Source organism: Acetobacter cibinongensis (genome assembly GCF_000963925.1).
Classification (GTDB): domain Bacteria; phylum Pseudomonadota; class Alphaproteobacteria; order Acetobacterales; family Acetobacteraceae; genus Acetobacter; species Acetobacter cibinongensis.
In genome coordinates, this window is sequence record NZ_BAMV01000011.1 from 194,582 (window position 1) to 209,020 (window position 14,439).

15 protein-coding genes are annotated in these 14,439 nt (G+C 55.7%); 14 read left to right on the forward strand and 1 reads right to left on the reverse strand.

Translation table 11 applies throughout. From position 1 onward, the window contains the following. Positions 1-2 precede the first annotated feature (2 nt). From dxr to gloA, 9 genes are all read left to right on the forward strand, one after another. Positions 3-1,160: a 1-deoxy-D-xylulose-5-phosphate reductoisomerase gene (dxr, locus tag Abci_RS07360; protein WP_048838480.1), complete on the forward strand. Its 1,158-nt coding sequence runs from the start codon at positions 3-5 to the stop codon at positions 1,158-1,160. A gap of 31 nt (positions 1,161-1,191) precedes the next feature. Beyond that, a complete protein-coding gene (rseP, locus tag Abci_RS07365) occupies positions 1,192-2,304 on the forward strand; it encodes an RIP metalloprotease RseP (protein WP_181015831.1) in 1,113 nt (370 codons plus the stop codon). A 128-nt stretch (positions 2,305-2,432) separates the two neighbouring features. Next, positions 2,433-4,883, forward strand: coding sequence for an outer membrane protein assembly factor BamA (bamA, locus tag Abci_RS07370; RefSeq protein ID WP_048838481.1), 2,451 nt, complete (start codon positions 2,433-2,435; stop codon positions 4,881-4,883). 4 nt (positions 4,884-4,887) lie between these two features. Next, the gene (locus Abci_RS07375) at positions 4,888-5,781 is read left to right on the forward strand and encodes an OmpH family outer membrane protein (RefSeq protein ID WP_048838482.1); all 894 of its coding nucleotides are present in this window, start codon (positions 4,888-4,890) and stop codon (positions 5,779-5,781) included. A 2-nt stretch (positions 5,782-5,783) separates the two neighbouring features. Beyond that, complete coding sequence (gene lpxD / locus Abci_RS07380; protein ID WP_048838483.1) at positions 5,784-6,866, forward strand: UDP-3-O-(3-hydroxymyristoyl)glucosamine N-acyltransferase; 1,083 nt, start codon at positions 5,784-5,786, stop codon at positions 6,864-6,866. 76 nt (positions 6,867-6,942) lie between these two features. Then, a complete protein-coding gene (fabZ, locus tag Abci_RS07385; RefSeq protein ID WP_261766284.1) occupies positions 6,943-7,389 on the forward strand; it encodes a 3-hydroxyacyl-ACP dehydratase FabZ in 447 nt (148 codons plus the stop codon). 138 nt (positions 7,390-7,527) lie between these two features. Continuing rightward, complete coding sequence (gene lpxA, locus Abci_RS07390) at positions 7,528-8,382, forward strand: acyl-ACP--UDP-N-acetylglucosamine O-acyltransferase (RefSeq protein WP_048838579.1); 855 nt, start codon at positions 7,528-7,530, stop codon at positions 8,380-8,382. Beyond that, on the forward strand, positions 8,379-9,221 hold the full coding sequence (locus Abci_RS07395) for an LpxI family protein (protein ID WP_048838485.1): 843 nt from the start codon (positions 8,379-8,381) through the stop codon (positions 9,219-9,221). The genes lpxA and Abci_RS07395 overlap by 4 nt, the downstream gene beginning before the upstream one ends. A gap of 109 nt (positions 9,222-9,330) precedes the next feature. After that, the gene (gene gloA / locus Abci_RS07400; RefSeq protein ID WP_048838486.1) at positions 9,331-9,723 is read left to right on the forward strand and encodes a lactoylglutathione lyase; all 393 of its coding nucleotides are present in this window, start codon (positions 9,331-9,333) and stop codon (positions 9,721-9,723) included. 67 nt (positions 9,724-9,790) lie between these two features. On the opposite strand, the gene Abci_RS07405 is transcribed toward gloA, so the two are convergent. After that, complete coding sequence (locus Abci_RS07405) at positions 9,791-10,189, reverse strand: hypothetical protein (RefSeq protein WP_048838487.1); 399 nt, start codon at positions 10,187-10,189, stop codon at positions 9,791-9,793. A 157-nt stretch (positions 10,190-10,346) separates the two neighbouring features. On the opposite strand from Abci_RS07405, the gene rpmH reads away from it, so the two are divergent. The 5 genes from rpmH to argB all read left to right on the forward strand — a co-directional run bounded on the left by rpmH (position 10,347) and on the right by argB (position 14,429). Beyond that, on the forward strand, positions 10,347-10,481 hold the full coding sequence (gene rpmH, locus Abci_RS07410; protein WP_025829074.1) for a 50S ribosomal protein L34: 135 nt from the start codon (positions 10,347-10,349) through the stop codon (positions 10,479-10,481). 23 nt (positions 10,482-10,504) lie between these two features. Further along, on the forward strand, positions 10,505-10,912 hold the full coding sequence (rnpA, locus tag Abci_RS07415; RefSeq protein ID WP_048838488.1) for a ribonuclease P protein component: 408 nt from the start codon (positions 10,505-10,507) through the stop codon (positions 10,910-10,912). A 147-nt stretch (positions 10,913-11,059) separates the two neighbouring features. Continuing rightward, complete coding sequence (gene yidC / locus Abci_RS07420; protein WP_048838489.1) at positions 11,060-12,799, forward strand: membrane protein insertase YidC; 1,740 nt, start codon at positions 11,060-11,062, stop codon at positions 12,797-12,799. Next, on the forward strand, positions 12,799-13,485 hold the full coding sequence (gene yihA / locus Abci_RS07425; RefSeq protein ID WP_084597569.1) for a ribosome biogenesis GTP-binding protein YihA/YsxC: 687 nt from the start codon (positions 12,799-12,801) through the stop codon (positions 13,483-13,485). Before yidC ends, yihA begins: the two co-directional genes overlap by 1 nt. A 38-nt stretch (positions 13,486-13,523) precedes the next feature. After that, positions 13,524-14,429, forward strand: a complete 906-nt coding sequence (argB, locus tag Abci_RS07430) for an acetylglutamate kinase (RefSeq protein WP_048838490.1) — start codon at positions 13,524-13,526, stop codon at positions 14,427-14,429. The last annotated feature ends 10 nt before the right edge of the window (positions 14,430-14,439 follow it).

Sequence of the window (14,439 nt, forward strand, 5' to 3'; positions counted from 1 at the left end):
GCATGAAAACCGTAACCGTTCTGGGTAGCACTGGCAGTATTGGCTGCTCCACAGTCGATCTGCTTGAACAGGCACGCGACCAGTACCGGGTGCGGGCGCTTGTGGGCGGTAAAAATGCCTCTCGTTTGGCCGAACAGGCTAAAAACCTGAATGCTGAAGTGGCTGTTCTGGCAGACGAAGCTGCGTTTGACGAACTGCGGGCTTTGCTGGCTGGCACCTCTATTCGGGTCGCCTGTGGCCGTCAGGCTGTGATTGATGCAGCAGCTCTACCTGCGGACTGGACAATGGCGGCCATCACGGGTGCCGCAGGGCTGGAGCCAACACTGGCTGCCGTCAAAAACGGCAATTCAGTAGCCCTTGCCAACAAGGAAGCTCTCGTCTGTGCAGGGGACGTTATGCTGCGCGCGGTTAAAGAGGCTGGCGCAACCCTCCTGCCTGTCGATTCCGAGCATAACGCTGTGTATCAGTCCCTTGCTGACCGTCAGTATGATCAGGTTGAAAAAATTATTCTTACGGCCTCTGGTGGCCCCTTCCGCAACGCAACACTTGCGGAAATGGAAGCAGCCACCCCGGCACAGGCCCTGAAACACCCAACATGGAGCATGGGTGCGAAAATCAGCATTGATTCCGCCACCATGTTCAACAAGGGGCTGGAAGTTATTGAAGCCGCCCGTATCTTTAATCTGACAGAAGACCGGATTGACGTGCTGGTGCACCCTCAGTCTGTTGTGCACGGTATGGTGCAGTACACGGATGGCAGCCTGATTGCCCAGATGGGTTCTGCTGACATGCGTATTCCCATTGCGCACACGCTGGCCTGGCCGCAGCGTATGCCAACAACATCGTCCCGCCTTGACCTTGCGGCCTACGCCACGCTGGAATTTAGCGCACCGGATGAGCAGCGTTTCCCGGCGTTGCGTCTGGCGCGTGAGGCGCTGCGTGCAGGCGGGGCTGCTCCAGCTATTCTGTCTGCCGCCAATGAAGTGGCCGTTGAAGCATTCCTGAACGAGCAGATCGGCTTTCTGGACATTGCGAGAGTGGTGGAAAAAGTCATGCTGCAGCTCGGTGCACCGGCTGCTGACACACTGGAAGCCGTACTGCATTGGGATGCCGAAGCCCGCCAGAAGGCCAGTACCTTTATTCCTGCGGCTGTAGCTTGAGTTTCAGGCTGCAAACGCCGATATTTGGATCATCATGATACACGAATACCTCCGTACGCTCGTTTCCTTCGCCTTTGTGCTGGGTGTTCTCGTGACAATTCACGAGCTTGGTCATTACCTTGCCGCCCGCTGGCGCGGTGTGCATGTGGAGGTCTTCTCGTTAGGGTTTGGTCCGGCCCTGTTCCGCTGGCACGACAGGAGCGGTACGGAATGGCGTATATGCCCCATCCCGCTTGGTGGCTATGTGCGCCCGCATGGGTTTGAAGACCCGGAAGATGCAACGCCAGAACAAAAAGCTACCTGGATTCCCGGCCGTACGTTCCATGACAAGCCCGTTGGTTCACGCGCTATCGTTATTCTGGCGGGGCCGGTCTTTAACTTCCTGCTCGCTATTCTGCTGTTTACTATCCTGTTCGTCTCTACGGGGCAGCCCAAAGTGCGTAATCAGGTGGCAGAGGTCGTTCCCAACGGTGCAGCCGCGACTGCGGGTGTACAGAAAGGCGACGAACTGCTGAGAATCGGTACGCACACCATCAAGGATGTGCCGGATATTCAGGCAACCGTTACAAACCAACCTGGCGCGCAAACCACGCTGACGGTGCGCCGTAATGGTGCGGACGTTGATCTCCCCCTCACCATTGGCTCCGTCACGGATTCGACCAGCGCTGCACCGCATGGGCAATTGGGTGTCTTGTTTGCAACAGAAATTGGTAAACCTCTGCCTCTTCATAAAGCGGTTGTGGCAGGCGTTGCCCAGACCTGGACCGTTTCTGTCCAGACATTGCATGGTGTGTGGCAGATCATAACGGGCCAGCACACCGCCAAAGACCTTGGTGGGCCGCTCAAAATTGCACAGTTGTCGGGGCAGGTGGCGCAATATGGGTTCGCAAGCCTTCTGTCTTTCATGGCTTTGCTTTCTGTGAATCTGGGGCTAATAAATCTATTCCCGATACCGCTTCTTGATGGTGGGCGGCTGGTATTCTATGTCATAGAGGCAGTAAGAGGGCGTCCGGTTTCCAAGCGCGTACAGGAAGTTAGTTTTCAGGCTGGTTTTGCTGTTCTTGCTGGTCTTTTTCTGTTTTCCACGTTTAATGACCTTTCCAGCTTTGGGTTGTTTAAATGGGTTGCCTCTCTTGTAAGCTGAGATTCGGCTAGCTCAGAACGGAAGAACTTGCGTGACAAGGGTTATATCGGATACGTCCGCTTGCGGGCGCAACACCAACGGGAGAAGTCTCCCGGCTACGGAACGACCCGGATGGAGGGTGGTAAATCTTGACGGGTAAGCGTTCAGCCCTTTTTGTATCCGCATGTGTGTTTCCTTTCCTGATTCAGGAAGGGCGTGCATCTGCGGCTACGGCATCCCACTACAGCCGCGTTCAGCCTCCGGCGAGTGTCTCTGCTGTACGGCACGGCTCCTCCGCACGTTTGCAGAGTACCGAAGGTGCCTCCATTCGTCCTGGCTCGGTCATTGAGGATATTGAGGTCTCGGGGAATACCCGTATCGAGACCAATACAGTTCTCTCCTACATGGTCGTGCGCGCAGGGGACCCCTTTGCTCAAGACGATCTGGACCGCTCCCTGAAGACTTTGTACGCCACAGGTCTGTTCAAGGATGTCAGCCTGCGCCGTGAAGGCAACGTGCTGAAGGTGCGTCTGGTTGAAAACCCGATCGTCAATCGCATTGTGTTCGAGGGTAACCATGCGGCCAAGGATGAGGACCTGCGCAAGGTTATCTCTCTTCGCCCTCGTGCTGTGTTCTCTGCTGAAAACACAGCAGATGACCGGCAGAAAATTCTGGAAGTTTACGCGCAGAAGGCCCGTTATGCCGCTGTTGTAACGCCTCAGATTGTCAAGCTGGCCCATAACCGTGTGGATGTGGTGTTCCAGGTTGTAGAAGGGCCGCAAACCCTTATTCGCAAGATCGCGTTTGTCGGCAACAAAGCTTACGGCGAAAACCGGCTGGCTGGCGTTGTTTCCTCCAAGGAAACCGCTTGGTTCCGCTTTTTCTCGTCAGCGGACGAATATAACCCGGAGCGTTTGAAGTACGACGCAGAACTGCTGCGCCGCTTCTACCTCAATAACGGGTATGTTGATTTCCAGATCAAGAATGCTACGGGCGAACTGTCTCCAGACCGCAAGTCTTTTAACGTGACCTTCACCATGGAAGAAGGAACACGGTACCGGCTGGGTAAAGTGGACATTCGCTCCAGCCTGCGCCATGTGCCAGCTAAATCCTTGCGTAAATATATCGAGCTGTTTGCGCACCAGTGGTACGATGGCAAGGCCGTGCAGGATAACGCGACAGACATGGAAGAGCTGTTGCAGTCCCAAGGTCACCCCTTTGCAATGGTTCGTCCAGAAATTGCCCGTAACCCTGAAAAGGGTGTGGTCAATCTGCTGTTTGACGTAAGCGAAGGCCCTCGCAGGTACATTGAGCGCATTGATGTGAACGGGAACACCGTTACGCAGGATGACGTCATCCGCCGTCAGTTGCCGTTTGCCGAAAGCGACCCGTACACCCCAAGCTACAAAAAATACGCGAAGGCCGCTCTGCAGGATCTGGGTTTCTTCAAAACGGTTTCCATTGACGAAACACCGGGCTCCGCGCAGGACCGCACCAACGTGGCGGTGAGCGTCGTTGAAAAGCCTACGGGTGAATTCTCGCTTGGTGGCGGGTATTCAACAGACGTCGGGGTGATCGGCAACGTGGGGCTGAAGCAGCATAACCTGCTGGGTACCGGGGTTGACGCAGGTCTGTCCGGCACCATGTCCCAGTGGCAGAAGCAGGTTGACTTCTCTGTAACCGACCCGGCTTTCCTTGGTCGTAACCTTGTGGCTGGTCTGGACCTGTTCGGTATCCAGAACAAGTACATGACGTACCAGAACTACTCTGAAAGCCGGTATGGTCTCACCCTTCGTATGGGGTATGCCTATAACCGCTTCCTGTCACAGTCCTGGAACTACACTCTGACACGTCGTGGCGTGGGAAGTGTCTGGGATGGCTCATCAATTTACGTGATTGATCAGAAAGGCCACTCCACACTCTCCCAGTTGGGCACAACCCTCGTGTATGACACCCGGGATAACCACATGAACCCGCATAGTGGGTATATGGTGTCTCTGGGCGGTGACTTCGCGGGTATTGGCGGTAATGAACGCTACCTGCGTGGCAAGGTGAATGCCGCCTATTACATTCCGCTGGATGACCTGACGAATAGCCACGAATGGACGGTCGCGTTCCGTGCCGGGTTTGGGTATATGACCGACTGGGGCGGTGGGCGTCACGATATCATCGATAACTTCTATCTTGGTGGTAACAACCTTCGCGGCTTCCTTGACGGGGGTGCCGGCCCACGAAGTGTAGGCGGCGGCGCGCATCCGGGTGAGGATCTGTTGGGTGGTCGTACAATGTATACGGCGTCCGCTCAGTTGAACTTCCCCATTCCGTTCCTGTCCGATATGGGTGTTAAAGGGCGTGCGTTTGTGGATACAGGTAGCCTTGCAGGTCTGCGTGTACGCCGGAACCTGACCAACCCTGTAACCGACCAGCCGGACTACACACGCGTCAGTGGTAACTCCATCTCTCCGCGTGTCAGTGCCGGTGCGGGCTTCTCCTGGAAAAGCCCGTTCGGCCTGCTGAATATTGATCTTGGTGTGCCAGTTCTGCGTAGCCATAACGACCGCACACAGCTTCTTCGTTTTGGCTTCGGCCAGCAATTCTGAGGTAATGATGCCCTATTCATACAGAAAAGCCCTTTTCGGAGCGGCTCTCCTGTCATTTTCCGTTGCACTTGCGTCTGTTGCAAAAGCTCAGAACGCAGGTGGCGGCTGGTTCGTGCCCAAGGCGTCTCAACCCTCAGCGCCGCCAGTTGCGCATGCACCGCAGCGCCACGTTGCAGCCTCAGCGCCTGTCGCTATGCCTGGCCCCGCGGCTGAAGGTGGTGAATCTGATCAGAACCCACCCGTTCTGCCGCTGCCCCCCATTCCCAATGCACCGGAAATGCCTAAAGGCGCAGCTCCTCCGCCCACAGTTATGGGTGTTATCAGTGTTTCTGGCGTCATGAGCCAGTCTTCCGCAGGTATGCAGGTTGAGCGTATTCTGGGTGCACGGCGTGATGCTCTGGCGCAGGATCTTCAGAAAGAGCAGGCTGGCTGGCGTGATGAGCAGCAGAAGCTGCAGGCACAAGCCAAGTCCATGACGTCTGACCAGATCCAGACGCGTGAACGCAGCTTGCAGACGCGCGTCATGAAGGCACAGCAGAGCTTCCGTAACCGCAACCGTATTATTCAGGAAGCGGCTCAGGTTTCTCTGGGCCAGATTGAACGTGAGCTGGTACAGGTCATTCAGAAAGTTGCCGCAGCCCATGGCATGAATCTGGTGCTGCACAGTGAACAGGTGGCCCTGCACGTTGATGGGCAGGATATCACTAACGAAGTGGCAAAGCAGCTGAACGCCATTTTGCCAGCAGTTTTTATTCCTGAAGCCAATGTGGACCCGGAAGAGCTGGCAAAAACAGGTAAAATGCCCACCACGGCTGATGCAGGCCAGCAAGGTCCTGCAACAGGTCCGGCTCCGGCTGTGGCACCCGCACCGGCACCTGCTGCTGGCCCGAAAAAATAAGCATGACGGCGCAGCAGACATCGCTTTCCGGTACGGCTGACCCACGTTTCTTTACCCGGTCTGGCCCGTTTGATGCGCAGGCTCTGGCAGATGCTGCCGGAGCCACGTTAGTTCAGCCAAAAAATGCAGGGGTACTTCCAGCGTTTACTGGAATTGCCCCTCTGCAGAATGCTGGCCCGAATGACGTCAGCTTTCTGGATAACCGTCGCTACGCACATTTGCTCGAAAAAACGCAGGCCGGACTGATTATTATTGCCCCGGCATTTGCAGACAAAGTGCCAGCACACTCTGCGGCTCTCGTTTCATCTGCGCCGTATCTGGCGTGGTCACGTGTGGCTCGGCTTTTCCACCCTAAAGATCCAGCCGCTCCGGGTATTCATCCAACAGCTTATGTGGATGCCACGGCGCAGGTTGATTCCTCATGTGAAATCGGACCATTTGTTGTGGTTGGACCACATGCTGAAATAGGGCCACGCTGTATTATCGGGTCTCACGCGGTCATAGGGCAGGGTGTCCAGTTGGCAGCAGACTGCCGCATTGGCAGTCATGTCACGCTCTCTCACGCTGTGATTGGCGAGCGCGTCATTATTCTTCCCGGTGCGCGCATTGGGCAGGATGGCTTTGGGTTTGCCGTTGGCCCGCAAGGGTTTGAAACCGTGCCACAGCTTGGTCGTGTTGTGCTTGAGCACGATGTGGAAATTGGTGCCAACACCACAATTGATCGTGGCTCTGTAACAGATACGGTTATTGGTGCTGGTTCGCGGCTCGATAATCTGGTGCAGATTGGTCACAACGCCAAGCTTGGCCGGTGTTGCATTGTGGTTTCTCAAGCCGGTATTTCCGGCTCTACCGTGCTGGAAGACTTCGTAACCGTTGCTGCTCAGGCTGGGTTGATCGGCCACATCCGCATTGGCGCAAAAGCGCGGATTGGCGCCCAGTGCGGTGTGATGTCAGATGTCGAAGGCGGCGCTGACGTGATTGGTAGCCCGGCCATGCCGTTCCGCGAATTTTTCCGAAATGTTGCGGTATTGCGTAAATTGGCTAAAAAAGCGTCCGGACCGGCAGAAGACGGTTCGGGTAAGTAAGTAAACAAACGCCGGTTATCCGGCCGAACAGGGTGGTCCAGGGGACGTGGAGACGAAACAAGAGTCGCAGCAGAGCGTGCAGACGATCGAGAAAATTGACGTCAACCGTATCATGCAAGCGATTCCGCACAGATATCCTTTTCTTCTTATCGACAGAATGGTGGATATTGTTCTGGGGGAAGAGGCAACTGGTATCAAGAATGTTTCGGTCAACGAGCCGTTCTTTCAGGGGCACTTTCCCGAGCGCCCGGTGATGCCCGGTGTATTGCTGATTGAAGCCATGGCGCAGACAGCAGCCACTCTTGTCGTGTTGACCTTAGGGGAAGCATTTGAGGGCAAGCTGGTCTACTTCATGACAATCGAGGGTGCCAAATTCCGTCGTCCGGTTGAACCAGGCGATCAGGTGCGTATCCATGTCAAGAAAGAGCGCCACCGCTCCAATGTTTGGAAGTTTGGTGGTGTGGCCAAGGTTGATGGCGTGACAGTTGCCGAGGCAACCTTCAGCGCCATGATTATGGGCTGAGAGTGGCCTTTTTCATCAGGCAGCCTACAAAAATAAAATCGAACTGCCCGGAAAACGCCAGCTTTCCGGGATACGATGACCTGTACCTTTCTTGCTCATGCAAGGAAGGGCAGTGCAAGCATAAGAGGAGCTGAGGTGGTGCACGCTGTAGAAGAAAGCAAGGCGGCAGTTGTTCATCCCACTGCCCTTGTCGCACCGGGAGCCCGGCTTGGTCGTGGGGTTGTTATTGGCCCGTGGTGCACGGTTGGCCCAGATGTCGTGATTGAAGACAATGTGGAACTGATTTCCCACGTTGTGATTGACGGTCACACTCGGCTGGGTCAGGGGTCGCGTTATTTTCCCTTCTGCACTGTTGGCATGGCCCCACAGGATCTGAAATATAAAGGTGAGCCAACCCGGTGTGAGGTTGGTGCCCGGACCGTTATTCGCGAGCATGTCACCATCCACCGTGGTACCGCCACGGGCAGCGGCGTGACGCATGTGGGTGACGATGTGCTTATTATGGCCAATGCCCATGTAGCGCATGACTGCTGGCTTGGAGACCGCGTTATTATCGTCAACAACGTGGTCATGGGTGGCCATGTGGTGATCGAGAACGATGCCCGCGTCATGGGGTCCGCTGCTATTCACCAGTTTGTTCGTATTGGCCATGCCGCCCTTGTGGGGGGTGTTGCTGGTGTTGAAGCAGACGTTATCCCTTACGGCAGTGTGCTGGGCAACCGTGCGCGTCTGGTAGGGCTACACTGGATATGGCTGCGCCGTAATGGCGTGCAATCTTCTGAAATTCACCGTATGCGTAAGGCGTTTTTCACGCTTTATCCCAAAACGGATGAAGAAGGTACATTCGCTACCCGGCTTGAAGCCGTTAAACGCGATTACAGCAATGACCCTCGCATTGCAGAAATTCTGGCGTTTATTGATGCGCCAAGCAGGCGTGGTCTGGTGCGTATTGCACGGGGTGATTACAGCGCGGCAGAAACCGAAGGCGCATGACATTTGCCATGGGAGCCGTTGGCATTTTGGCAGGGGGAGGGCCTCTTCCTGCTAAAGTGGCTGAGGCTGCCCACGCGCAGGGGCGCCCCGTTTTTATTCTGGGTTTTGACGGGTTTGCAGAGCCGGACGTTATTGGTCCATGGCCGCATGAAATGGTCAGGTTAGGCGCTGCCGGCCATATGCTCTCCCTGCTTAGGCAGCACGGCTGTACCGACCTGGTTCTAATAGGCCCTATCCGCAGGCCATCTCTCCGCAGTTTACGTCCTGATACAGAAGGTGCGCGTATTCTCACGCGCTTGGGTCGTGCTCTCTTTGCAGGGGATGACGGGCTACTGGCTGCTCTTGTTCGTATTTTGGCGCAAGAGGGGTTTACTGTTCGTGGAGCGCACGAATTTTTATCTCATGCAGTGGCACAGCCCGGTGTGCTGGGCACGGTTCAGCCGGACGCTCTGGCGCGTGCAGATATTCGACGCGGTATAGACGTTGTGCAGGCACTGGGCCGCATGGACATTGGGCAGGGATGTGTCGTGCAGAACGGCCTTGTTCTGGCAGTGGAAGCCATGGAAGGGACCGACCGTATGATAGCCCGCTCTGGTGAATGCCATCAGCCGGGAGAAGGTGGTGTGCTGGTCAAACTGCTTAAGCCAGGGCAGGAAAAGCGGGCGGATATGCCGACCATAGGCCCCGTAACCGTCCGGACCGCTCATGCTGCGGGTTTACGTGGCATTGCGTTTGAAGCAGCCCACACGCTTATGACTGATAAAGATGCCTGTATTCTGGAGGCAGACAAGGCTGGCATATTTTTGCTGGCAGTTGATCCAGACCAGTTTCAGCCCTGACAGAATAAAAATGCAGGCAGGTTACAGGCGCTCACAGTGCGTCCATGCTTTTAACCGCTGAACTTCTCACGGGTTGAGACTTTAAGACTCTGCTTTAAAGGAGATAGCTATGCCAAGTTACCTGCACACCATGGTGCGTGTTCGCAACCTTGAGAAAAGCATCGCATTTTATGCTTTACTGGGAATGCATGAACTCCGCCGCCGCGAGGTGCCAGAAGGGCAGTACACGTTGGTCTTTATAGGGTATGGAGATAATGCCTCCGGTCAGGCGGAAATTGAACTGACCTATAACTGGGGTCAGGACGACGGGTACGAAGTGGGCACAGGTTTTGGCCATTTTGCCGTTGGCGTGCCGGACGTGGCTGCCGCGGTGGAGGCTGTACGCGCAGGTGGCGGGAAGGTCACGCGTGAAGCAGGGCCGGTGAAATTCGGCACAAGCATTATTGCGTTTGTGGAAGACCCGGACGGCTATAAAATTGAACTCATCCAGCGCGCAGACTGACTGTTCCTGAGCTTATAAGTAAGAAACGCCCCCAGAGCTGCTTTGGGGGCGTTTTTTTATGACCCAATCAACTGCCGGGGCGCTGTTTGAGGCGCTCAAGCAGGCGATTAAAGGATGCATTGATTGTTCCGGCCGCTTTCTGCACTAGCGGATCGGTACTGGCATCCAGTTGCTCGGCTGCCAACATGGCTGGGGACAGAATGCCTTTAATATCATGTTTCAGTTTTGGGTCCGGGTCTTGCACGGTGACAGGCACCGTGGGTGCTACATCCTTCGACTCCGGTTGCAGAGAAGGCGGTATGTTGCGCAGTCTGCTACTCACCAGTGCTCCCACCACGGCAGCCAGCACAACAGGTAGCAGGCCAGCGGGGAAAGAAAGCCCCAATAGGCCAGAAACCAGCGCCCCAAGGACAGGAAGGCTGAAGAGGGCGGCCAGTGAGAGTAAAGATGGGGAGGGCTGGTGCATGAAAAGACACTCTTTTTAGGGTTGGAGGCGAAAAGACCTGAAGAGACTCTGCCGTTATGATTGACGTGCAGACATCTGAACAGTATAAGCCGCCCCTGATCTGGGTAGGTGGTTTTGTGCTGCCTGCATGACACTATAATGAAAAAGGAGTGCCGCAATGAAGCGCACTTATCAACCGTCCCGGCTGGTCCGCAAGCGCCGCCATGGCTTCCGCGCTCGTATGGCAACCGTTGGTGGCCGCAAAGTCATTGCAAACCGTCGTTCAAAAGGCCGTAAGCGTCTCTCCGCTTAAGTCTTTACCGGTTATCCGGTACCATGAACCGGTGTGAAGGCCAAGAAGACGCAGGGGTACGGCAGTGTCGTTCCCAGCGGCTCAAGAATCGGAAAGAGTTTCTCTTTCTCGCTTCCCGTGGGCGTAAAGCGCCTGCGCGGGGTCTTGTCCTTCAGCTTTTCCGGCGTCAGGACACGGGTGTAGCCCGTGTTGGATTTACAGTTACAAAAAAGGTCGGGAACGCCGTGGTTCGCAACAAGGCCAAGCGCCGGTTGCGGGAAGTGGTCAGAGTGGTGGAAGCCGACACGCCACTAAACGGACTTGATCTTGTTTTGATAGGTCGCGCTGCTACGGGTGAACGTCTTTTTACGGACCTGGTGGCGGATTTTCGTAAGGCATTGACACTTTGCCTTACCGAAGCCGACAGGAAAACTCCAACCAGCAAGAATTAAGGCACATCCTTGAGCATGTGCTTGTGTGCTGCTTTCCCGGCTTGCATTTCTCCTCATCCTGCGCTGGAACCAGAGTGCCGTTAAGACTCCGTGCCTTACGGTGTGATTTTTCTTAGGTTTCGTGCAAGGGGGCCAGCTGGCCAGCTAATGGATACAAAACGTCTCATACTGGCAACGCTGCTGTCAGCCTCGGTTTTTATCGGGTTTGACTATTTCTTTCCGCATGCGGCCAAAACACCAGATCCAGCAGCACCCCAACAGACAGCCTCAGCGCCTGCGGTTTCCCAGCAGCCTGCTGCGTCTGCACCTGTGGCTGATGCAGCAGCGCAGCCCGATGGGCCGGAAAGCCGGATTGCCATTGATGCACCGGCCGTACAGGGCAGCCTGAACCTGCGCGGCGCACGCCTTGATGATCTGGTGCTAAAAAATTACCGTGAAACCACGGACGCCAACAGCCCGGACGTACGGGTGCTTAGCCAGACAGGCAAACCCAATCCGGATTTTATTGATTTTGGCTGGCGTGCCCCGGCGGATGTAGCCGTTCATCTGCCAGACGCCACCACGCTGTGGAAAGCTGACAACACCCATCTGGACGCTACGCATCCGGTGACCCTGACCTGGGATAACGGGCAGGGGCTTGTTTTTGATGTTGCGCTGAGCATTGACCAGAACTTCATGTTCACGGTTACCCAGCGTGTGCACAATCAGACGGGGCAGGCTGTCTCTCTCTACCCTTATTACCGTGTCAATCGTGGTTACACGCCAGAGACCAATGGCGGCATGCTAGTGCATGAAGGGCCGATTTCCGTTATTGATGGACGCCTGAACGAAGGCTCCTACAAGTCTGTTCGGAATGATGGCGTCCCCCCCAACAACGTGTCCTGGAGTCATCAGGGTACAGGTGGCTGGGCTGGTATTACGGATAAATACTGGCTTATGGCCGTGCTGCCGGATCAGGCTGCACAGGTTGTTGGGACCTATGGGTATCAGCCACAAAACAGCACATATCAGGTTGGCTTTACCGGTACCGCGCCCATACAGGTTGCCGCAGGCCAGACCGGCAGCAGCGAAACGCATGTTTTTGCAGGTGCCAAGGAAGTGCGGCTGCTGGACCAGTATGAGAAAAACCTGCACGTTCCCATGTTCTGGAAGGCTGTTGACTTCGGGTGGCTGTCTTTCCTGACACGCCCGGTGTTCTTTGTGCTGGACTGGCTGTATTCTCTTTTCGGGAATTTTGGTCTGGCGTTGCTGACCTTCACGGTTATCGTGAAAATTGCCTTCCTGCCGCTGACAATCAAACAGATGCGCATGACATGGAAGACCAGCCGTCTGAAGCCCAAGGTTGATCAGCTGCGTGCCCGCTACAAAGATGACCCGATGGCCATGCAGCAACAGATGATGCTGCTGTACCGTCAGGAAGGTGTGAATCTGTTCGGTGGTTTCCTGCCGCTCTTTATTCAGGCTCCCGTGTTCTGGTGTCTGTACAAGGATCTGTACGTTACCATTGAAATGCGTCACGCGCCGTTTTTCGGCTGGATCAAAGACTTGTCTGCGCCGGACCCCACCAACATCTTCAACCTGTTCGGGCTTATCCCGTTTGACCCGTCACATGTTCTGGCTCTGCTCTCGCTTGGCGCATGGCCCATCATTTATGGTGGCACCATGTTCCTGATGCAGAAGATCAGCGCCAGCTCCACCAGCATGGATCCTGCTCAGCAGAAGGTCATGACCTTTATCCCGCTGCTGTTTACGTTCTTCATGGCGCACCAGCCGGTTGGTCTTGTGATCTACTATAGCTGGAGCAACCTGCTGACAGCCTTGCAGCAGGTTATCATTCTGGGGCGCTTTAAAGCCGCCGACAAAAAAGCCGTAGTGAGCAAGCCCTGATGCCTGATGCAGATGCCCCCTCAGCCACGTTCCGTGAGCTGAAAGAGCCGACCGATATCGCCGCAGCGCTTGAACAGGGGCGCTTGCTGTTTGCCGGGTCCTGCGAGTTTATTTTTGGTGCTCAGAAACTGGGGCAGTTACCGCCCCAGACCTTGCCGGAAATTGCCTTTGCCGGACGCTCCAACGTAGGCAAGTCCAGCCTGATCAATGCTCTGACAGGCCGTAAGGCACTGGCCCGTGCCTCTTCCGAGCCTGGACGCACCAAGCAGCTCAATTTTTTTAATCTGGCAGACCGGCTTATGCTGGTTGATATGCCAGGTTACGGTTACGCCAAGGCTGCCAAGTCCGTTAAGGAAGACTGGCAGGAAATGATGTTTGACTATCTGCGGGGCCGTCCCGGCCTCAAGCGGGTCATGCTTCTGCTGGACGCCCGGATTGAGCTGAAGGCCCATGACCTTGAAGTCATGAAACTGCTGGACAAGGCTGCTGTCAGCTTTCAGATCGTGCTCACCAAATGTGATGCCGTCAAACCGCAGGCTCTGGCGCGCAAGCAGGAAGCCATGCAGGCCCTGACAGCACGGCACCCGGCGGCTTGTCCTTTTTTGTCCCTCACCAGCAGTGAAGCTGGCGAGGGCATTGAAAGCCTTCGTGCCGAACTGGCCGAATTTGCCCTTCCGCCCACCTGAAAGCCCTCTGGCAGATTTAACAGCAGGAATAGTCCAGCATGACCCCAGCGCAGCCCCCACTCATGGAGCCTCAGCAAGAGGCCGCCGTTCTGGCCGGTGCCCTGCCTTACCTGCGCCGCTACGCGGGTGACACCATTGTGGTGAAATATGGTGGACATGCCATGGGTGACCCGGAGCTAGCCCAGACCTTTGGGCGGGATATTGCACTGCTCAAGCTGGTTGGTATCAATCCGGTTGTGGTGCATGGCGGCGGCCCGCAGATTAATGACATGCTGCGGCGTCTGGATATTAAATCCACCTTTGTTGATGGTCTGCGTGTGACAGACGCCAACATGGTGGATGTTATTGAGATGGTGCTAGCGGGCTCCGTCAATAAGGAAGTGGCTGAGCTTATCAGTCAGGCTGGCGCACTGGCTGTTGGTATTTCCGGTAAGGACGGTAAGCTGATTACCGCCCGTAAGCTTGAACGCACAGTGCGCGACCCGGACAGCCAGATAGAGCGCGTGCTTGACCTCGGGTTTGTAGGTGAGCCCATCAAGGTTGACCCGCGTGTTATTTATGCGCTGTCAGGCTCAGGGCTTATTCCGGTGATCGCACCGGTTGGGCTGGGCGAAGATGGCGCGACCTATAATATCAATGCGGATACGGCTGCCGGGGCTGTGGCCGGAGCAGTTCATGCCACACGCCTGCTTATGCTGACAGACGTACCGGGTGTTCTGGACGCCAACGGTGAACTGATCCCTGAGCTAACTGCCCAGCAGGCCCGTCAGGCCATTGCTGATGGGGTTATTACCGGCGGCATGATCCCTAAAGTTGAAACCTGCATTCAGGCCGTACAGGCTGGTGCACGGGCGGCTGTTATCATTAATGGTCGTATTCCCCACGCCTGTCTGCTGGAGCTGTTTACGACATCTGGCTCTGGCACCATGATCCGGGCAGACTGAGGTTTGGCCT